Origin of the sequence: Agreia sp. VKM Ac-1783, assembly GCF_900177765.1 — a bacterium.
Classification (GTDB): domain Bacteria; phylum Actinomycetota; class Actinomycetes; order Actinomycetales; family Microbacteriaceae; genus Agreia.
Map to the genome: position 1 here is coordinate 354,028 of NZ_FXWI01000001.1, position 20,681 is coordinate 374,708.

General features: G+C 65.6%; 16 protein-coding genes, 1 tRNA gene and 1 other RNA gene. 10 read left to right on the top strand and 8 right to left on the bottom strand.

Going from position 1 to position 20,681, the window contains the following annotated elements; translation table 11 throughout:
• Positions 1 to 74 precede the first annotated feature (74 nt).
• The 7 genes from CCK87_RS01700 to CCK87_RS01730 form a co-directional block, all read right to left on the bottom strand.
• The gene (locus CCK87_RS01700) at positions 75 to 2,768 is read right to left on the bottom strand and encodes a LamG-like jellyroll fold domain-containing protein (protein WP_086459789.1); all 2,694 of its coding nucleotides are present in this window, start codon (positions 2,766 to 2,768) and stop codon (positions 75 to 77) included.
• A 69-nt stretch (positions 2,769 to 2,837) separates the two neighbouring features.
• A complete protein-coding gene (locus CCK87_RS01705) occupies positions 2,838 to 4,763 on the bottom strand; it encodes a beta-L-arabinofuranosidase domain-containing protein (RefSeq protein WP_249273657.1) in 1,926 nt (641 codons plus the stop codon).
• A gap of 3 nt (positions 4,764 to 4,766) precedes the next feature.
• Positions 4,767 to 5,585, bottom strand: a complete 819-nt coding sequence (locus tag CCK87_RS01710; RefSeq protein ID WP_055851680.1) for a carbohydrate ABC transporter permease — start codon at positions 5,583 to 5,585, stop codon at positions 4,767 to 4,769.
• Positions 5,582 to 6,553, bottom strand: coding sequence for a sugar ABC transporter permease (locus tag CCK87_RS01715; RefSeq protein WP_170927105.1), 972 nt, complete (start codon positions 6,551 to 6,553; stop codon positions 5,582 to 5,584). The genes CCK87_RS01710 and CCK87_RS01715 overlap by 4 nt, the downstream gene beginning before the upstream one ends.
• Before the next feature lie 56 nt (positions 6,554 to 6,609).
• Positions 6,610 to 7,869 (bottom strand): extracellular solute-binding protein, encoded by a 1,260-nt coding sequence (locus CCK87_RS01720; RefSeq protein ID WP_086460319.1) that lies wholly within the window; start codon positions 7,867 to 7,869, stop codon positions 6,610 to 6,612.
• A 47-nt stretch (positions 7,870 to 7,916) separates the two neighbouring features.
• The gene (locus CCK87_RS01725; protein ID WP_086459790.1) at positions 7,917 to 8,939 is read right to left on the bottom strand and encodes a LacI family DNA-binding transcriptional regulator; all 1,023 of its coding nucleotides are present in this window, start codon (positions 8,937 to 8,939) and stop codon (positions 7,917 to 7,919) included.
• A gap of 163 nt (positions 8,940 to 9,102) precedes the next feature.
• Complete coding sequence (locus tag CCK87_RS01730; RefSeq protein WP_086459791.1) at positions 9,103 to 10,146, bottom strand: LacI family DNA-binding transcriptional regulator; 1,044 nt, start codon at positions 10,144 to 10,146, stop codon at positions 9,103 to 9,105.
• Between the two features lie 207 nt (positions 10,147 to 10,353).
• Here CCK87_RS01730 and CCK87_RS01735 point away from each other — a divergent pair, with 207 nt between their 5' ends.
• The 8 genes from CCK87_RS01735 (at position 10,354) to CCK87_RS01770 (ending at position 18,990) form a co-directional block, all read left to right on the top strand.
• The gene (locus CCK87_RS01735) at positions 10,354 to 11,865 is read left to right on the top strand and encodes an alpha-N-arabinofuranosidase (RefSeq protein ID WP_086460320.1); all 1,512 of its coding nucleotides are present in this window, start codon (positions 10,354 to 10,356) and stop codon (positions 11,863 to 11,865) included.
• Positions 11,866 to 11,899: 34 nt separating this feature from the next.
• Positions 11,900 to 13,213, top strand: a complete 1,314-nt coding sequence (locus tag CCK87_RS01740; protein ID WP_086459792.1) for a sugar ABC transporter substrate-binding protein — start codon at positions 11,900 to 11,902, stop codon at positions 13,211 to 13,213.
• Complete coding sequence (locus CCK87_RS01745; RefSeq protein ID WP_086459793.1) at positions 13,214 to 14,116, top strand: sugar ABC transporter permease; 903 nt, start codon at positions 13,214 to 13,216, stop codon at positions 14,114 to 14,116.
• A complete protein-coding gene (locus CCK87_RS01750) occupies positions 14,100 to 14,999 on the top strand; it encodes a carbohydrate ABC transporter permease (RefSeq protein ID WP_170927106.1) in 900 nt (299 codons plus the stop codon). The genes CCK87_RS01745 and CCK87_RS01750 overlap by 17 nt, the downstream gene beginning before the upstream one ends.
• A 43-nt stretch (positions 15,000 to 15,042) precedes the next feature.
• The gene (locus tag CCK87_RS01755; protein ID WP_086459794.1) at positions 15,043 to 16,038 is read left to right on the top strand and encodes a sugar phosphate isomerase/epimerase family protein; all 996 of its coding nucleotides are present in this window, start codon (positions 15,043 to 15,045) and stop codon (positions 16,036 to 16,038) included.
• A gap of 59 nt (positions 16,039 to 16,097) precedes the next feature.
• A complete protein-coding gene (locus tag CCK87_RS01760) occupies positions 16,098 to 17,825 on the top strand; it encodes a dihydroxyacetone kinase family protein (protein ID WP_086459795.1) in 1,728 nt (575 codons plus the stop codon).
• Positions 17,826 to 17,871: 46 nt separating this feature from the next.
• Positions 17,872 to 18,822: a 3-hydroxyacyl-CoA dehydrogenase family protein gene (locus tag CCK87_RS01765; protein ID WP_086459796.1), complete on the top strand. Its 951-nt coding sequence runs from the start codon at positions 17,872 to 17,874 to the stop codon at positions 18,820 to 18,822.
• Between the two features lie 80 nt (positions 18,823 to 18,902).
• Positions 18,903 to 18,990: transfer RNA gene (locus CCK87_RS01770), tRNA-Ser, on the top strand.
• Positions 18,991 to 19,076: 86 nt separating this feature from the next.
• Here the strand turns inward: CCK87_RS01770 and CCK87_RS01775 are convergent.
• A complete protein-coding gene (locus CCK87_RS01775; RefSeq protein WP_086459797.1) occupies positions 19,077 to 19,730 on the bottom strand; it encodes an SDR family oxidoreductase in 654 nt (217 codons plus the stop codon).
• A gap of 53 nt (positions 19,731 to 19,783) precedes the next feature.
• Here CCK87_RS01775 and ffs point away from each other — a divergent pair.
• Positions 19,784 to 19,880: signal recognition particle sRNA small type (ffs, locus tag CCK87_RS01780), an RNA gene on the top strand.
• Between the two features lie 166 nt (positions 19,881 to 20,046).
• Complete coding sequence (locus CCK87_RS01785) at positions 20,047 to 20,679, top strand: SipW-dependent-type signal peptide-containing protein (RefSeq protein ID WP_249273658.1); 633 nt, start codon at positions 20,047 to 20,049, stop codon at positions 20,677 to 20,679.
• Positions 20,680 to 20,681: the final 2 nt, after the last annotated feature.

Sequence of the window (20,681 nt, forward strand, 5' to 3'; positions counted from 1 at the left end):
GGGGTGTTCTCCTAGAAATGGATGACCCGGGTCGCGCTCCGCAGACAGGCGAGGCGCAACCCGGGGCAGGTGGGTCAAACGAAGGTTGCCTTGGACTTCTGACGCAGCACCAGTGCGCCCGCGGCGAGCATCAGGAATCCGAGGAGAGCGATGAAGCTCCAGTCGCCACCGGTCGCTGCCAGTTTTGCCGCCGCCGGGGCCGCTCCGGTCGAGGCGTTGCCTCCCGGGCCCGACGGCGAGCCGGGGCTGGTCGTTCCCGAGCCGCCGGGCTCGCCGCTCCCGGTTCCCGGGTCGACTGCGGCGGGGGCCAGGGTCCAGAAGTGATCGGCCGTCTGGGCATCCGTCGACGTCGTTGTGGCGTTGGTGCCGTTGCCCGCGCTTTCGCCGTTCACGATCGTTCCATTCCTGGCTGCACCCGATGAGTCCGGAACGCTCGCGCCGGTGTTCTCGTCGAAACTGTACTTCACCACGTTGCCGGTGCCGGCGACGCCCGTGCTGAGGTTGAGGACCTCGTCGGCGCTGAGGGCGCGGTCATAGATGTTGAAGTCGTCGAGCAGACCGTTGAACGGGGGATCAGACGAGTACTGCGACTTGCCTAGATAGTTCTGGGTGCTCTGCCCGAAGTCCGAGGGGTGCACGGTCATGTTCTCGTTAGTGGCCACGAGCTGGCTGCCCACGTACAGCTTGCCCGTGGTTCCCGACAGAGTGACGGTCACCAGCGACCACTGGTTCAGCGGCAGGCTTCCCGAACTGCTCACGAGTCGCTGCTCACCGCCCGCTCCGCCGGTCGTGATGACGAAGCGAACCTTCGAGCCGTCGTTGACCGTCAAGAACATGCTCTTCTGACTTCCTGTGCCGATGTCGAACACGCGCTGCCAGGTGCCGCTCGAGGCGGGGTTTACCCAGGTCGAGACACTGAAGTCTCCGGTCAGGGTGCTCACAGCTCCGGTGGGAAGCGCCACGTACGCGCTGGTGCCGCAGAAGTTCACCGCGTCGCCGAGCTTGCCCGGCTGACGGGGGCCTGCCGCGGTGCAGCTCGACGAGGGGTTGCCGTCGAGCCACTGGACCACCTGGGCTCCGTCGTCCTTGCTCATTCCCTCGATGGCGAGTACGCGGCCCGTGGCGTAGTTGCCGAAGCGATACGCGCCCTTGCCATCCGGAATCGCCTGCCAGAGCTGATCATCGCTTCCACTATCGGCGGCGACAACGACCTTCGTGTTGTTGTTCGCATCGACGGCCTGCATGCCGAGGACGAGCCCACTCGTGGCGTTCACCATCTTGTAGAGACCCGATCCGGCAGCGACCAGCTTCCAGGTCTGGTCGGCCGTTGCCCCCGGCGTGCGCTGAGCGGCCAGGGCACCGGTCTCAGACTCGCCCTCGGCCGTGCCGAGAGCGAGTCCACTGTTCACGTTCGTGACCGTGTAGGAACCGGTGAGGTCCGTCGCTGCTCCGGCCGGAGTCACAACGATGTGGTAACCGTAGGCGGGGTTCATCGTGATGGGCACACTGATCGAACCGTCTGAACCGACCGCGTAGGTGGTGTTCGAGATCGTAACCGGTCCGTCGACCGCGACTGTGCGTCCGTAGCTCGGGGTGTATTCGAGCTTCACGTTCACGCTTCCGCTTGAACCGACCGCGAGCTGATCGAGTCCGTCGACCGTGATCGCGGTCGCCCCGCTGTTGCCGCCGGTGATGACCTCCACCTGGTTCTTGTCGCTCGTGACAGAGGCTGCTGCGTCGAAGTTGTTGTTCGCCGGCGGCGTGGTCGTGACCATATCGCCGGACATATCGGCGTACCAGGTGTACATCCAGTAGGCGCCGTTCGGAACGCCGTCGCGCTCGGTGAGCAGGTCGCCGAGGGTACCCGACTGATTCCAGAACGGAAGTTCGGCGTCGTGGATGCCGAGCCTCTCGAACTTGGCGACGTAGCCGATGAGGGACCCGGGGATTCCCGCCTCTGCTGGAGCCGCGTACTCTTCGATCGAGATCGGCCGCTCGGCGATGCCGAGATCGCTCAGAATGCCGCTGATCGTCTTCATATCGTCGACGATCTTCGATGAACGGATGAGCTCGTGCCACGCCAGAATGTCAGGCACGGTGTTGGTCGCCTTGGCCACGGTGAAGAACTGCCGCGCTTCCGAGATGTTGTCGGAGTAGCTCGGGCCCTGAATCGGCGTGTCAGGGTCGAGGCTGCGGATGAGGTTGTAGGTGTGCACCCAGAAGTCCTCGAACGAGCCGTTCTTCGCAGCATCCCAGGTTCCGGTCGATTCGTTCCACGGCGCCCAGGCAGCCAGGTTCGTCATGCCCGACTCCTTGGCCTGGCGCACCTGATCGGTGACCATCTGATCCCAGGTCGCCCAGTCGAACTGATAGGGCCAACCGGCGTAGTAGTCGGAGAGCCGGATCACGACGTTGGCACCGTGGTCGGCTGCCACCTTCCAGGTATCGCCGACGTCGCCGGTGGGCTGCTGCTTGCCGCCGAACGGCTTTTGGATGAAGGTGTGCGGCTTGATCGCCGAGATCAACTCGCTGGATGGCGAGTCGGCGTCGGCCAGGCCGTACAGGCTGCCCGACGCCATGTGGGTGACCGGCCTGAATGCCTGGTCGGCGTTCACTGTCACAGTGTTTGCGGCGCTGGGCGCGGCCTGAGCCGCCGGCGCGGCCACTGCCACTCCGGCGATCGCCACCGTGGCGGCAGCCAGAACCGACGCGACCCGGAGGGTTCGCCTTCTTCGCGTCGGTGGGGTCGATAAGGGTGTGATGCCCATATGGTCATGCTCCTTTGCGTGATGGTGCGTGCTGGATTGGCGGGGCGATTGTGGGCCGCGCCGGCGTTGTCAGCCGGTAACGGGGATGAAGATGCGCATGGCAGCAGGGCCACGCTCTGCCCACCGGTGGTAGGGCACAAGAGTGACGTCGACGGGTTTCGGATCCGAGACGATCGGCCTGACCCCGCCGAAGGGAAGGGGGCCCGAACTCTCTGCCGGGGCGCAGACGACGCCGTTGGCGCGCGCACCGTCCGCGTGCGCAAGCAGAGGGAGATCGGGATCGAGGCGCACGTCTTCGATGGGCGCATACGACGGCAGATCCGTCGATTCCAGGCACAGCACAAGAGGCCCCCGTTCGACGGCTACTGCGCCGCGCACGGCGTCGATGCGTGCGTCAGGCCAACTGAGTCGGGGCGCGAGGGGCAGTTCGAGGAGTACTTCGTCACCGGGCTCGAACATGCGACGCAAATCAGCCCATCCGGGAGCGACGTCGGTCGCCTCGCCCCCGTTCACGCTCAGCGTCGCAGAGTCGGTCCAGCCCGGGATGCGCAGTCGAATCCGTGATTCGTCGTCGGGCGCCGCGACGATCAGCACGCGCACGGTTCCCTCGTCGGGATAACGGGTCTGCACTCGCAGGACGAAGTCTCCGGCCCGGATCTCGCCCGCCGCGTACTGCAGCACCGCGATGCCCTCGTCATCGATGGAGGCTATGTAGGCGCCCAGCGACGCGACCGTGCGGGCGACGTTCGTGGGGCAGCACGAGACGTCGAACCACGGAGCCCGCACACCGCCCTCGGCCCTGTTGTTGACACCGTCGCTCGCGCTCGCGCCCGGCTCACGTACGTGCAGAGGATTGGCGTAGAAGAACGACCTGCCGTCTTTGCTGGGCGAGGTAGCTACGACGTTGAAGAGGGTCCGCTCGATGAGGTCCGGGTACCGGGCCTCGCCGGTCGCCAGGTACAGCCGCCAGGCGAGCATCACCGAGGCGACGCCCGCGCACGTCTCGCAGTAGGCGCGATCGGCCGGTAGTTCCCAGTCGTCGCCGAAGCCCTCATCCTGGTGCCGGGAGCCCATACCTCCCGTCAAGTAGGTACGGCGGGCGACCGTGTTGCGCCACTGGTCGGTGACCGCATCAGCGAGCTCGTCATCGCCGGTCTCGACCGCCACATCGAAAGCACCGGCCGAGAGATAGAGCGCCCGCACGGCGTGCCCGCGAAGAACGGAAGCCTCTCGCACGGGGATTTCGTCTTGGAAGTACTCCGCAGACAGAAGCGGCCGCACGGGCAGCGTGCCGCGTCCGCGCCGCTCGACGAACAAGCGCGCCTGTTCGAGATAGCGACGCTCGCCGAATGCGCGCCCCGCCTCGACAAGCGCCACCTCTATCTCGGGGTGACCACAGATCGCGTCGCGACCGTCCGCCCCGAATTCTTCACAGACCTGATCGGCAGCGCGTCGCGCGATCTGCACGAGTCGATCGTCGTTCCCGGTGCGCAGCCGCGCGACGGCGGCCTGCAGCAGGTGGCCCGTGTTGTACAGCTCGTGGCCCATCGCCATGTCTGAATACCGCGGCGGCAGACCTGGATGCCCGTGGGCCGTGTTCAGATAACCGTCGTCGTCTTGGGCCGCGCCCACCCGGTCGACCAGCGCATCGAACGAAGCCGCCAACGAGGCATCCGGGCGACGGCCGAGCTCCCAGGCCATCGCCTCCAGCAGCTTGTAGATCTCCGAATCCGAGAACTGCCATCCGGGCCGGTTCACGGTGGTCTCGCCGCGGGCCACGCGATCAAAGTTTCCGATCCAGCCCAGGTGCTCCATCCAGTCGAGGCAGTGTTGCAGAGTGGCCCCGGCATTGACGGCCTGACGGGTTCCCCAAAAGCCCGAGGGGTCGAGGTTCACGTCGGCGACGCCGAGGCCGCGCTGGGCCGATGTGACGGGCGCCACAGGGCCGGTGGCCGGACGGAGCTTCTCGTGCGCGGGCGCAGCAGACAGGGTCACTGGTCAGTCCTTTACTGCGCCGGCGGTGACACCGGCGGCAACGTAGCGCTGGGCCACGACGAGCAGGATCGCGGCCGGGATGGAGGCGACAACGGCGGTAGCCATGATGGCATTCCACTGGGTCGTGTTGTTGCCTATGTATGAGTAGATGCCGAGAGTCACCGGCTTGAGGGCCGAGTTGCGGGCGAGCGTCGAGGCGAAGACGAAGTCAGACCAGGCCCACAGAAAGGCGAAGAGCGCGACGGTGATCGCGGAGTTACGACTCAGCGGCATCACGACCGAGGTGAAGGTGCGCCATGCATTCGCGCCGTCAATGCGCGCCGCCTGCAGTAGTTCGCGGGGCAAGCCGCTCATGAATGCCGTGAAGAGCAGCACGCCGAACGGCACAGCGACGGTCGAGTCGGCGAGGATGAGTCCCCAGACGCTGTTGAGCATGCCCAGCCGGACATAGATCGCGTAGAAGCCCATGGCCATGACGACGCCGGGGATCATCTGAGCGACCAGCAGGACGAAGTTGAGGGTGCGGCCCCCGCGCAGATTCAGCAGCGAGATCGCGTAGGCGGCCGGAGCCGCGATGACCACCGTCAGGGCCACGGTCCCCAGGCCGATGAGCAGGCTGGTGCCGAGGTTGGGCAGCTGCTGACGCAGAACCTCCGCGTACCCGTCGAGCGTCGGGTCGAGGGGGAACAGGTGCGGCGGGCTCAGCCTCAGATCCGCGGTCTTCGTGAACGATACGTTGACCATCCAGTAGACCGGGAACAGCATAAGAGCGGTGAAGACGACTCCGAGAGCTGTCTTCCACCAGGGGCGGCGGGCGGTCATGATTGCTCCTGACGTCGCTGCATCCGCAGGTATATGAACCCGAAGATCAGCGCGATGACGATGAGGATGTTGCCGACGGCGGCAGCGGGGGAGAGGTCGGGCTGGCCCGTGCCGAAGGCTTCTCGGTACGACCAGATGGCGAGCGTGGTGGTCGAGTTCGCTGGTCCTCCACTGGTCATGATCCAGATGATGTCGACCACCTTGAGCGTGTAGACGAGGCCCAACAGCAGGGTGATCGCGGAGACCGGGCGGAGCAGCGGAAAAGTGATGCTCCAGAACTGGCGCCACGGGCCTGCGCCGTCGAGTGCTGCGGCCTCGTAGAGGTCGCCAGAGATGTTCTGCAAGCCGGAGTAGAGGATGACCAGGTTGAAGGGGATGCCCAGCCAGATGTTCGCGATGATCACCGCGAGCATCGAGGTGTCGGGTGAGGTGAGCCAGTTGATCTGGCCGATACCGAACGCTTGAAGGAACGAGTTGACGATGCCGTTGTCGCTGTTGAGCATCCAGGCCCAGGCCGACCCAGAGACGATCAGCGGCAGCAGCCACGGCACCAGGAACAGGGCTCGAAGGATTCCGCTCAGGCGGAAGTTGCCGCGGAAGAAGACGGCCAGGGCGAGACCAAGCACGTACTGGAAGATCAACGAGCCGAAGACGAAGACCACGGTGTTCCACGCGGCCTGCCCGAACAGGGGGGATGAGATGACGTCGATGTAGTTCTTGAGACCCACGAACTCGGCATTGCCTTGAACGAAGGCGCGCACGTTGTAGTCGTGGATGCTCAGGTCGATACTGCGGATCAGCGGATACGCGTAGAACGCGAGCAGGTAGGCCAGCAGCGGAGCCGCGAATGCCACTGCGACCCATCGAGAGCCGCCCGTTCCGCCGCCCTTGGCGCGCCTGGGGCGCGGAGCGCTGGGCTTGGGGTCGGGTGCCGGCCGTACAGCCGGCGCCGCAGAGATCGTCATCATGTGTCCTTCGTCAGGGGTTCCGGGGGCGGGCTCGGCGCCCGCCCCCGGCTGGGGGATTACTTGCCTTCGGTCGCCGAGGCGGCGGCCTTCTGGGCTGCGGCCAGCGCGTCCTTGGGCGAGGAGGCGCCCGAGAGGGAGCTCTGCACCGCTGTCCACAGCTGCTCGGAGATCAGCGGGTAGTTCGTTCCCAGGTTGTCGCTCGTGCGGCCCTTCGCGGCCTTGACGGCCGACACCCACGTGTCGAGGTCGGGGTGCTGCTCGAGCAGCTGGTCCTGGCCGTCGCTTGTCGGCGGGATGTAGTACGCGAAGGTGTTGGCCGTCTCGACGAATCCCTCGGGAGTCGTCATGCAGTCAACGATCTTCTTGGTGACGTCGTAGCGCGCGGTGTCCTTCTGCACGGGAGCGGTGATGAACTCTCCGCCGGTCGGAGCGGGGGCCACCCCGGAGTCGACGGCGGGCAGCTCGATCACGCCGGTCTTGAACGGCTGCTCGGCCGCGCTGTTGACCTGCCACGTGCCGTTCTCGGCGAAGGCGAAGTCACCCGTGATGAACTCCTCCCAACTCGTGTTCTGCGAGTTGCCGATCACCGACTGAGGCGCATAACCCTTGTTGACCCAGTCGGTCCAGAGCGTCAGAGCGCTGACAGCCTCGGGCGAGTCGAGCTTGGAGAGATCGGCGCCGGCTCCCCAGAACCAGGGCAGGAACTGGAAGGATCCCTCTTCGGTGTTGATACCGGCGAAGGTGATGCCCTTCTTGCCCGCGGCCGTGACCTTCGAGAGAGCGTCGGTCAACGCGGCCCAGCTCGTGATGCTGGCCGGGTCGACGCCCGCCGCGCTGAGGATATCGGCGTTGTAGTACAGGGCGAGGGTGTTGGCGCCCACCGGCACTCCGTAGTCCTTGCCGTCGAGTTCTCCCGCTGCCAGGAGGTTGGAGTCGACCTTGGAGGTGTCGAGCCCGAGCTCCTCTGTCGTGGTGAGCATTCCCGTGTCGGCGAGCGTCGAGACCGCCGGGTTATCGAGCAGGATGACGTCGGGAGACGTGCCTTCCTGCGCGGCGAGCAGCGCCTGATTCGTCAACGACGTCGTGTCGTACGCCGTGCGCTCGATGGTGACCCCGGCATCCGTGCCGCAGGCCTGCACGCGCTTCGCCCAGTCGGAGCCTTCTTCGTGCTGGGGGTACGGATCCCACCAGGTGTAGGTCCCTCCCGCGGCGTCGGTCGACCCGGCATCGCCCGAACTCGAGCAGCCCGCGAGGGCTCCGAGTGCGACGACGGTGACCGCTATGGCAAGCGGCTTCCGTAGCGTGGTGCTCAACATGTGTTCCTCCTTGAACGTGTCCGGCATACCGGACCTCTTGGTGTTTTTCAGTGACGGGCTGGCGGTACCGCGGTACTGCCGCGGTCATCGATCCGTGGTGTGATCAGATCGACGATCGGTGGTTCCGCATCCGAGGTGCTCTCGATGCGGGAGACGAGGCGTTCGACAGCCCGCCGACCGAGTTCGTCGGCGGCGCTGTCAATGGCCGTGTAGGGGAGCGAGAAGGTTCGGGCGAAATCGTCGGAGTAGCGGCCGATGACGGAGATGTCTTCGGGGGCTGTCAGACCGCGGTCTCTCAGTACGCTCGGTAGGGCTGCCGCGGCAGCCTCGTTGTTCAACAACAGGCCCGTCGCATCGGGGTGGGCGTCGAGCAGCCGCGCGAGCTCCGAGCCGATCTGGGGCTGGCTGGAGGGAGCGAAGTGGTGGTGCAGTTCGACACCGAGCTCACGAGCCCGATCCTGCGCCGCGTTGGCGAGCCGAGACACGTAGGCGCCGCCTCGCTCCAGCACGTGCTCGGGCTGCGAGACCAGGATCATGGTGCGGTGGCCGAGCTCGTGCAGCGTCTCCACCATCAGCCGGCCCGCCGCCACGAAATCGAGGTCGAACACGTCGATGCCGCTCGGGTCACCCGGCAGTCCGACCAGTGAGCCCGGCTGGGCCGCGGCGCGAAGGATGCCGAGGCGGTCGTCGTTCTCGGCCACGTTCAGCAGGATGAAGCCATCGACCATTCGCGAATCGGAGATGCGGCGGAGCGCCGAGACCCCGTCTTCGTCGGTCAGAAGCAGAGTGTCGTAACCGCGTTCGCGGGCGCGGTTCGTGACGCCGAGGATGTACTGCAGCATGGCGGGCGCGAACTCGTCTTCGAGAAAGCGAGCCAGCAGGCCGATCACTTTCGTCTGCGACGTGGCCAAGGCTCGGGCTCCGGCGTTCGGGGTGTAGTCGAGGCTGCGCACAGCCTGCTCGACCTTCGCCCGAACCTCGGCAGAGATCGATCGCTTGCCCGACAACGCGTATGACGCGGTGCTGCGCGACACGCCCGCGACACGGGCCACGTCTCCGATTGTTGCCATGAGGTCTCCATTGACGGTGTTTCGAACCGGTTCGATTCGAACCGGTTCGACGATAACAGAATCGTCTGCGATCTCGCAAGGGTGTTTTCGGCGCGCTGCTCAGGGCGCGAGGGCGGTGCTGGTCGAGCGCGAGTTGCGGGCGGTCTTCTCAGATGCCGAGGAGTTAGTCGCTGTCGTCCGCGTTGTGGAATCCTGTGGATTCCCGCGCGACGATACTGAAGCCCGCCTTGACGGTTCTCGCGGGCATCCGGTCGCCCTTCTCTTGGATTCGCTCGACGAGCAGATCGACCGCTGTTTCGGCGATCTCGAGGCGGCCCGGGTCGACCGTGGTCAACGACGGCAACGAGAATCGCCCCTCGTCGATGTTGTCGAATCCGATGACCGCGACGTCGTCGGGAATGCGTAAGCCTGCCTCGCCCAGGGCTCTGAGCGCGCCGAGCGCGAGGGTGTCGTTGAGGGCGAAGACGGCGTCGAACTCGATCCCGTCTCTCCGCAGGGAGCGGATCGCCGCAGCCCCGGTCTCGCGGCCCCAGTGGCCCTCCCGCACGATCAGTCGATCGTCGCTCGCGATGCCCGCCGCCTCCAGCGCGCGGAGGTATCCCTGCTCGCGGAGGCTGGCCGAGCTGGCGTTGTCTTCGGTCTCGACAGGGGCCCCGATCAGGGCGATCCGTGTTCTTCCGATGGAGAGTAGATGCTCCACGGCGGCACACGATGACGAGCTGTTGTGCATGGTGACGTGGTCGGTGGGTCCGCCGAAGATGCGTTCGCCGAGAAGCACGACGGGTCCTCGGGTGGCGAGGAGATCCACGTCTTTCTGGCCGAGCTGTGCAGGGCTGAAGAGCAGTCCATCGACGAAGCGCAGCTGCCCGCCCGAGAGGGCCTCGATCTCGAGTTCGCGGTCGCCGTTCGTCTGCTCGATCACGACGCGGAGACCTCGACGGGCGGCAGCACGGATGACCGAGTCCGCGAGTTCTGCGAAGTAGTTCTCGCGAAGAGAGGGTACGGCGAGGGCGATCATGCTGGTCTTGCCCGAGCGAAGGCCCCGTGCCGAGAGATTGGGGCGGTAGCCCAGTTCGTCGATCAGTCGCAGGATCCGTGCCCGGGTGTCGGGCCCGACCTTCGGGTTGTCGTTCAGCACGTTGGAGACGGTCTTGATCGAGACGCCGGCCGCGCGGGCGACATCGTGAATGGTCGGAACCGTACTCACGCCGGATGCCTCCCGCTCTGCGGCATCGCCTGGTGGGGCCGCTCATAAACCTTAGCTTCAGCGCTCTGACGACGACGTTTCGACTCGTCCTTGACGTTCGCGGATCGCGCTCCTACTATCTAGGTACAACGATGTACCACGCACAGTGCTGTGCACGACTTCTCCGAAGATCGAGCACACGCTGAGGCCCTTCCCGACGGAGACTTCATGCTGAACGCCCACCTCGACCTCGATCCGGCCTCCCTCGTCGGCCCCGTCAACCGACGCGTCTTCGGCTCCTTCGTGGAGCACCTGGGGCGATGCGTCTACGACGGCATCTACGAGCCGGGTCACCCGGCGGCGAACGCCGATGGCTTTCGCACCGACGTCGTCGATCTGGTGCGCGAACTCGGAGTCTCGACCGTTCGCTACCCCGGCGGCAACTTCGTCTCGGGCTACCGCTGGGAGGACGGCACGGGGCCCCGCGAGTCGAGGCCGAGCCGCCTCGACCTCGCCTGGCACTCCATCGAGAGCAATGAGATCGGCCTCGACGAATTCTCGCGCTGGCTCACGCTGGTCGACGGCGAACTGATGTACGCGGTCAATCTGGGCACGCGCGGGGTCCAAGAGGCGCTCGACGTTCTGGAGTATGCCAACATCCGCTCGGGAACCGAGCTGTCGAACCAGCGCATCGCCAACGGGTCGCCGCAACCCCACGGCATCCGGATCTGGTGTCTCGGCAACGAGATGGACGGCCCCTGGCAGCTCGGCCATTCGACGGCGGCGGAGTACGCGCAACGTGCCGCCCAGACCGCTCGCGCCATGCGTCAGGTCGACGCGACGCTCGAGCTCGTCGTCTGCGGCAGCTCGGGGGCAGGGATGCCGACCTTCGGCGAGTGGGAGCGCATCGTTCTCGAGAAGACCTACGACGAGGTCGACTTCATCTCATGCCACGCGTACTACGAGCCGGTGGAGGGAGACTTCGCCAGCTTTCTCGCATCCGCCGTCGACATGGACCGGTTCATCGAATCCGTCGTGGCGACCGCAGATCACGTGAAGGCCCTCCGCCGAAGCGAGAAGACGGTGAACGTCTCGTTCGACGAGTGGAACGTCTGGTACCAGTCGCGCTACAACGAGGTCGAGAAGATCACCGATGCCGACACCTGGCCTCAGGCGCCGCGCCTGCTCGAAGACTCCTACTCGGTCATGGACGCCGTCGTCTTCGGAGGCCTGCTGATCTCTCTGCTCCGTCATGCCGACCGGGTGACGGCGGCGAGCCTCGCCCAGCTCGTCAACGTGATCGCACCGATCATGACGGAGCCGGGCGGGCCGGCTTGGCGGCAGACCACGTTCTACCCGTTCTCCATCACCTCGAGACTCGCGAGGGGCGCGGCTCTGCGGGTCAGGCTCGATTCCCCCAGCACGCCCACGGATGCCTACGGCGACGTACAGATGGTCGATGCTGTGGCGACTCACGATGAGGCATCCGGCGCCACGTCGGTGTTCCTCGTGAACCGCAGTCTCACAGAGACCGTGACGGTCGACATCGCCGTCGACCGACTCGGTATCGAGAGCCTCGACAGCGTCGAGAGCATCTTCGACGACGACATCCACGCGGCGAACACCCTGACGCACCCCGATCGGGTGGTGCCCAAGACCAACACCACAGCGCGACTGCACGACGGCACGGTGACCATCAGCCTGCCGCCGGTCTCATGGACCGCACTCGCCATGCACTGAGCACGTCACACACCCACAGAAGAAGGAGCACGAAGTGAAAAAGAGAGTTCTTGCCGCCGCCGTGGCAACCGTGGCCACGCTGGTCGCGCTCACCGGATGCACAGGGAGCAGCGACGCTCCCTCGGGCGCCGGCGTCCCCACAGACAAGCCCATCACTCTGAAAGTGTGGAGCTGGGACGGCACCGTCAAAGAAGCCGTGCCCGGTTTCGAGAAGCTCTACCCCAACATCACGGTCGATGTGATCAACGCGGGTTCGTCGACCGATGAATACACGGCCCTCGACAACGCGATCCAGGCAGGATCGGGCGTGCCCGACATCGCCATGTTCGAATACTTCTCCCTGCCGCTCTTCGCGATCCCCGGCAAGCTCACCGATCTCTCCGAGTTCGGGGCCGAGGACATCGCATCCGACTATGTCGACGCCGCGTGGGGCAACGTCACGATCGACGGCAAGCCCTATGCCCTCCCGTCTGACTACGGGCCCGCCGCCCTGTTCTACAACCAAGCCGTTCTGACCGAGGCCGGAGTGACGGCGCCGCCTGCTACCTGGGACGAGTTCTACGAGGCCGCGAAGAAGGTGCGGGCGCTGGGAGGAGATCACTACATCACCAACGACTCGGCTGACATCTTCCTTCTCCTGTCGCTGATCTGGGAGGGCGGCGGACGGCCGTTCAAGGTCGACGGCTCGAACGTGACGATCGACTTCACCGATGAGGGAACCACCCGCGCGGTCGAGTTCTGGCAGAAGATGCTCGACGAAGACCTGGTCAACACCAAGGTCACCGGATGGTCTGACGACTGGAACCGCGGCCTGAACGAGGGCACCATCGCCACGCAGATCATCGGCAGCTGGTTCACCTCGACCCTCCCCGAGCGGGCTCCGGATGCCGCGGGCGACTTCCGCATCGCACCGCTGCCTCAGTGGGAGGCCGGCGAGACCTCGGGTTCGGAGAACGGCGGCAGCGCCATGGCGATTCCGGCCGATGCGAAGAACAAGGAGGCCGCGTACGCCTTCCTCGAGTACTTCACGCACGGCGACGGCCTGCAGTCGCGAATCGACGCCGGAGCCTTCGTGCCCAACCTCTCCAACCTCGACGACGAGAAGTTCCTCGGTACGACCAACGAGTTCTTCGGCGACCAGAAATACAACGAGGTGCTGGCCGAGGCATCGAAGAACGTAGCCACAGGCTGGCAGTACCCGCCGTTCTTCGGATGGGCGCGCACGAGCTATGAAGACGTGTCGGCACCGCTCTACAACAGCGGCAAGGGCACACTCGCCGACGTGCTGGAGACGTGGAAGCAGCGCAGCATCGAGTACGGCAACGAACAGGGATTCACGGTCAAGTAGATGTCGTCGGCCACCACGAACGCCATCAGGGTTCACAAACGCCCGAAGGTGGGCCTGCTCTTCATCGCCCCCTTCGCCGTGCTTTTCCTCTTCGTTCTCGTCATTCCGATCTGCTACTCCGCGTACATCAGCCTGTTCCAGAACAAGCTCATCGGTGGGAACGCGTTCGTGGGGCTCGACAACTACATCAAGCTCTTCAACGATCCGCAGTTCTACGACGGCGCGATCCGCGTTGTGGTCTTCACGGCGATCCAGGTGCCGATCATGCTCCTCAGCGCGATCGCGCTGGCCCTGGCGATCGACTCGCTCCGCCTGCACGGAACGAAGTTCTTCAGGGTCGTCGTCTTCCTCCCCTACGCGATCCCGGCGATCGTGTCGACGCTCATGTGGGGCTTTATGCTCGGCATCCGCTACGGGCTGATCGGCAGTCTGAACGAGGCGGCGGGAACCTCCTTCGATCCCTTCGCACCCGAGACGACGATGATCTCGATCGGGGTCATGGCCACGTGGGGTTTCACCGGCTACAACATGCTGATCTTCTATGCCGCGCTGCGGGCGGTGCCACGCGAGTTGTACGAGGCCGCGGCGATCGACGGCGCGAACGAGTTCCACATCGTGCGCTACATCAAATTGCCTGCACTTCGCGGGTCGCTGGTGGTCACGATCATCTTCTCGATCATCGGCACGTTCCAACTGTTCAACGAGCCCAACATCTTGGCGACGCTCGTCTCGAACAGCGGCATCACGTCGTACTACACGCCGAATCTGTATGCCTACAACCTGGCGTTCACAGGCTCGCAACAGGGGTACGCCGCGGCTCTGGCGATCGTCATGGCGCTCTTCACCATCGCCATCGCCTACGTCGTGCAGATCAAGGGAATGAAGAATGTCCTCAACAAGTAGCGCCCTCGCTCGAGGCAAGAAGCTCTATACGCTCTCGAATCCGCGCAAGAGCACGACGCTCACGCTCCTGACCGGGCTCTTCGCGCTGTACTGTCTGCTGCCGATGGTCTGGCTCGTGATCAACGCCACGAAGTCACAGCAGGATTTCGTGTCGTCGTTCGGACTCGCTTTCGGCGATCACTTCGCGCTGTGGGACAACGTGGTGCAGGTGTTCACCTTTCAAGAGGGCATCTTCGCTCGTTGGTTGCTGAACACCGTGCTCTACGTCGTCGTCGGAGCGCTGGTGTCGACGCTCCTCGCCGCCCTCGGCGGCTACGCGCTGGCCAAGCACGACTTCATCGGAAAGCGCGTCTTCCTCCTGGTCGTGCTGGGCTCCATCTCGGTGCCCGGAATCGCGCTCGCGATCCCGCAGTTCTTGCTGTTCGCGCAGCTGGGAATCACGAACACCCCGTGGGCCATCCTCATCCCGTCGTTCATCAACCCCTTCGGGCTGTACCTCATGTGGGTCTTCACGGCCCAGGCGGTACCCGACGGGCTCATCGAGGCCGCCCGCATCGACGGCGCGGGAGAGTTCCGCATCTTCAGGCAGATCGCGTTTCCGCTGCTCGCCCCCGCCACCGTCACGGTGCTGCTCTTCTCGTTCGTGTCGATCTGGAACAACTACTTCCTGCCGCTGATCATGTTGAAGGACCCGGCCTGGTATCCGCTCACCATCGGTATCAATCAGTGGAACAAGCTGGGCTCGACGGCGGGAAACGGAGAATTGATCCAGAACCTGGTGATCACCGCGTCGTTGCTGACGATCATCCCTCTCGTCATCGCGTTCCTGAGTCTTCAGCGCTATTGGCAGTCCGGCCTTGCGCTGGGCGCGATCAAAGACTGATGATGCACTTCACGCACGGCAATCGATCACGACGAGGTCAACGATGAGTCTCTCCCGAAACGACTGGCCCATCGCTGCCAGCATGCTCCCGTTCTCGGACGTGGCGCCCAGCGGTGTTCCGGTGCAGGATGCCGGGCCCGAGGAGTGGGCGCGGGTGCTCGGTGAGGTGGCGGACGCGGGTTTCGACTGCGTCGATTTCACCGACAACTGGGTGAAGGTCGGCGACCTGTCGCCTGCGCGACTCGACGATCTTGCCGCCGCGTCGGCCCAGGCGGGTCTTCGGCCCGCGTCGGTGTCGGCGATCAGGCGCAGCGTCATCGATGCGGAGAACGGAGCGGACAACCTCGCCTACAGTCACCGCACTCTCGAGGCGGCCGCGCGACTGGGCATCGAGGTCGTCTCGTTCGGGCTGCACCAGGCGCTCACCCGAGAGCAGCGCGAGCAGCTCTGGTTCTGGACCGTCGATGGACATCGCGACGATCCCGACGACGTCGAGGCCTGGATGCTCGCGGTGGCGCGACTTCGCGAGCTCGGCCGTCACGCCGAGGAACTCGGCCAGCTCGTCTCGCTGGAGCTCTACGAGGACACGTACCTCGGAACGGCGGATTCATCGGTGCGGCTCGTCGAGGAGATAGGCCTCGAGAATGTCGGTCTGAACCCCGACATCGGAAATCTGATCCGGTTGCATCGTCGGGTGGAGTCGTGGGAGGAAATCGTCGCGAAGACGGTGCCATACGCCAACTTCTGGCACGTCAAGAACTACGCTCGCGACGAGGACAGGGCGCGCGAGCAGTACTTCGCTGTGCCGGCTCCGATGGAGTCGGGCCTCATCAACTATCGAGCCGCCATCGCATCCGCGATCGCGGCGGGATTCCAGGGCATCCTGTGCACCGAGAATTACGGTGGCGACGGACTCAGCGTGTGCGCGGCCAATCGCGACTACCTGCGCAGACACGCTCTGCCCAAATCGGCCGATTACGTGCCCGGCCGCAGCCGCGTGCGCCAGGGCTCGTTGAGCGTCGAGCGATCGACCCCCTAGACCGAGATTCTTTATCCGGTTTCAGGTTTCTCACGCAGGTTTCTAGCAAAGGAGATGCAATGACGCGTCTATTCAACAATCCAGACGATTTCACGTCGGAGGCGCTGAAGGGCTTCGCTCGGGTGCACGCAGACGCCGTCGAACTCGTCGACGGCGGAGTGGTACGGCGCCACCGCCCGGACGGACCCCGGGTGGCGGTCGTGATCGGGGGCGGATCGGGGCACTATCCGGCGTTCGCCGGAGTGGTCGGGCCGGGGCTGGCGACCGCCGCCGTCTGCGGCCAGGTGTTCACCTCTCCCTCTGCCGGCCAGGCCTATCGGGTGGCGGCCGCCGCCGAGTCCGGAGCGGGAGTCCTCTTCAGCTTCGGCAACTATGCCGGCGACGTTCTGCACTTCGCCGCCGCAGAAGAGAAGCTGCGCGCCGAGGGCCACGATGTGCGCACCGTTCTCGTCACAGACGACATCGCGAGTGCTCCGCTCGGCGAGATGGAGAAGCGCCGCGGCATTGCCGGCGACTTCGCCGTGTTCAAGGTGGCCGGAGCGGCGGCAGAGCGAGGATTCTCGCTCGACGACGTGGAGCGCGTCGCCCGCGAGGCCAACCGTCGAACGCGCAGCCTCGGCGTGGCCTTCAGCGGCTGCACGTTTCCCGGGTCCGACAAGCCGCTGTTCACGGTTCCCGAGGGGCAGATGTCGATCGGCCTCGGCATCCACGGCGAACCGGGCATCGACGAGGTGCCGATGACGGGTGCCGCCGAGCTCGCGAAGCTCCTCGTTTCGCGTCTGCTCGACGACGCTCCAGACGACCGCGGTAGTCGAGTGGCCGTGATGGTCAACGGGCTCGGCACGGTGAAATACGAAGAGCTCTTCGTGCTGTATTCGGGCGTCGCCGACGAACTCGAGGCAGCGGGCCTGACCATCGTCGAGCCCGAATGCGGCGAACTCGTCACGAGCCTCGACATGGCCGGGGTGTCGGTGACGCTCGTGTGGCTCGATGACGAGATCGAGCAACTGTGGCGTGATCCGGCCTGGTCGCCCGCCTATCGCAAGGGCGACACGCGGTCGGCTGCGTTCTCGCGCGACGCGCCCCGGGCATCCACCGAGTCGCGCCCGTCGGAGGGCGCCGGTGCTGCCGTGGCGCCTGACGACGTGTCACCGGCCTCGGCGGCGCGAGCCGCACTCGCGCTGCGCCTGATGGTGGCAGTGCGTGAGACGCTGCACGAGAACCGCGACGAACTCGGCCGCATCGATGCGATCGCGGGCGACGGCGACCACGGGGCCGGCATGGTGCACGGCATCGATGCGGCCGTGCGCAGCGCCCGCGACGCACCCGGTGTCGGAGTCCGAGAGCTCTTGGCGAACGCGGGCGATGCCTGGAGCGACGAAGCGGGTGGCACATCCGGCGCTCTCTGGGCCGCTGCGCTCCAGGCCATGGGAGAGGCCGCGGAGAACGGTTCCGACTCAGATGAGGAGACGGCCGTCGCTGTGGCCCGAGCTGCGCTCGACGGCATCCAGCGTCTGGGCAAGGCTCAGCCGGGCGACAAGACCATGATCGACTCTCTCGTGCCCTACGTCGACACGCTCTCCGACGAGATCGCCGCCGGTGTCTCGCTTGACGCGGCTCTCCAGACGGCGGCCTCCGCTGCGACCCGGGCCGCCGTCGAGACCGCGCGGCTGCGGCCCGCGCTCGGCCGGGCGCGTCCGCTCGCAGAAAAGAGCCTCGGGCATCCGGATGCCGGCGCGACGTCGCTCGCGCTCATCGCCGAACGCATTGCGACCGAGATCTCGTGACCGAACCGACCCCCGAATCGAAGCACAGACACCGAGGAGAAACATCATGATCAGGACAGTCGCCGTCATCGGTTCGGGATACATGGGCGGTGGCATCGCGCAGGTACTGGCCCTCTCCGGAGCCTCGGTCCGCCTGGCGGACATCTCCGAGGAGATCGCCGCGAAGAACCTCGCGCGGGTGATCGCCGAGGCGACTCAGTTCGAGTCGGAGGGCCTCTTTCCCGAGTGCGCCGCGGCCACCATCGAGCGCAACATCTCGGCCGCCGCGTCGATCGAGGAGGCGGTCGTCGGCGTCGACTTCGTCGAAGAGGCCGTGCCGGAGATCCTCTCGGTCAAGCACGAGACGCTCGCGAGGATCAGCTCGGCCGCCGGCCCCGAGACCATCATCGGCAGCAATACCTCGACGATCTCGATCAACGCCCTGGCCGAGGCCGTGGTCGCACCCGAGCGTTTCCTCGGCATCCACTTCTCGAACCCGGCGCCGTTCATCCCGGGCGTCGAGTTGATTCCGCACGATGGCACGGATGCGGCGATCCTCCCTCCCGTCGAAGAGCTGCTCACAGCGGCAGGAAAGTCGAGTGCGCGCATCACAGATTCCACCGGGTTCGTACTCAACAGGCTGCAATACGCCCTCTTTCACGAGGCGACGCAGCTCGTCGAGGAGGGTGTGGCGACACCCGAGGACATCGACACGATCGTGCGCACGACCTTCGGATTCCGCCTGCCCTTCTTCGGGCCGTTCCTCATCGCCGATATGGCCGGGCTCGACGTGTACTCGTTCTGCTACACCTCCCTGCAGACGCGGTTCGACGAGAGGTTCGCCACACCGAAGATCCTGAGCGACCTGGTCGATGCCGGCAGACTGGGCACGAAGACGGGCGGCGGTTTCATCGACATCGCATCCGACAGAACGCCGGAGCTCATCGCCTACCGCAATAAGGCCTACGTGAAGATGCAGCAGCTGCTCGACGAGCTGGGTCCTGCTCCGACCGCCTGATCGATATCTGGCACCCACCACGAACCGGCGCGCGAGCAATGCGCGCTATCGGTTAGGATAGTCAGGTTCGTAAGAACAGAGGTGGCGTACTCAAGCGGCCGAAGAGGCACGCTTGGAAAGCGTGTATAGGGCAACCTATCGAGAGTTCGAATCTCTCCGCCACCGCCAACACCCCTGATCGAAGCCACTGCTTCGGTCAGGGGTTTGTGCGTTAAGGGTGCGCGCGGTTCTGGGTCTTCGCGGGCGAGAAGGCTCTAGTAGCGTGCCATGGTGAGAGCCTCGGCTACGGGGTCGTCGCCCTCGACCGCCTCGAACTGCGCGTGCAATCCGACTCCGTCGACGAGGCTGCAGAAGACGAGAGCGGCCACGTCAGCGCGGGGGATCGAGCCGCGGCCCGTGCTCTCTGCGAGACGCACGAGGCCGGTTCCGGGATCGTCGGTAAGGGCCCCGGGCCTGATGATCGTCCAGTCGAGGTCACGCTGGCGTAGGGCCGAGTCGGCTTCGCTCTTCGCCCGCAGGTACACCTGGAACACATCGTCGGAATCCGGCTCGAAAGAGTCGGCCGACATCGCCGAGATCATGACGTAACGACGGATGCCGGCGATCACGGCCGCATCGGCGAGGAGCACGGCCGCATCCCGATCGACGGTGAGCTTTCGATCCGCCCCCGAATCGGGACCGGCGCCGGCGGCGAACACCACGGCATCCACCCCGGCGAGATCGGCGGCGAGGGTCTCGGCCGAAACCTGCTCGAGATCGAGAACCACGGGGATGCCGCCGGCCACGAGCAGATCACCCGCCTGATCGGGTTTGCGGATGAGGCCGACGGCTTCGTGGCCTGCCTCACTGAGAAGCTTCTGGAGAATAAGGGCGATCTTGCCGTGACCTCCGGCGATTGCAATACGCATACCTCAAGTACACCTCAGGTCGCGATCAGCACACAACCTCGCGTAAAGTGGTTGACGGCTCCCCGCGTGGCGCCATCCAGGCCAACTCCCCCAGGACGGAAACGTAGCAAGGGTAACCGGGCTCTGGCGGGTGCGCGGGGGGTCTTTTCTTTTGTGCCCAGTACTACTGGGGCCCGAGACGGCGACTACTGGAATGTCGGCCTCTCTCTGCTGGACATTACGCATTCGTGATGTCCGCCGCTCTTTCTCGTTCCACCATGTCGGAATCAGGCCGTTCGTTACGGCAACCGATCCGGGGGACTCGAGGGGCACCGACATGAGCACATCAATCAGCGAGCGCGAGAAGACAGAGCACACGAGAAAGCGCACGGGGATGGTTCGCGCGATCCTGGCGGGCGGACTCGTGCTCGGTGTGGGGGCCGCGGTCACTCTCGCTGCATGGAACGACTCCGAGTTCGCCACCGGCACCTTCGGGGCCGGTTCGTTCAACCTCGAAGGCCAGCAGACGGCCGGCGGAGCGTTCGCCGATCATGCGGTCGCTCCGGGCGCTCCTCTGGCGTTCGTCGTCGAGCCGTTGAATCTGGCGCCGGCCGACGTGGTCTACGCGCCGTTCGCCGTTCGCCTCGATGCGGCCACCACGGCCGACGCCGTCGTCACTCTCAGCAGTGTCGGCGCCGGAGACAACGCGGCCAACCTCAGCTACGAGGTACTGACGACCACCGACTTCGAGTGCGACGCCGACACGACGGGCGATGTGCTCGTCGTCGCCGGAGCGCTGCCCACGACCGCAGACGCCGCCACGTTCGACCTGACCGAGGGGGCGGGCGCGGTTGCCGGGGCACCCGTGAATCTCTGCCTCATCGTGACCGCGGGCGCGGGCCTGATCGAGGGGGCGGGCGCGACGGTGACCTGGCAGTTCGCCGCCGAGTCGGTGTCGGACAACGACTGAGC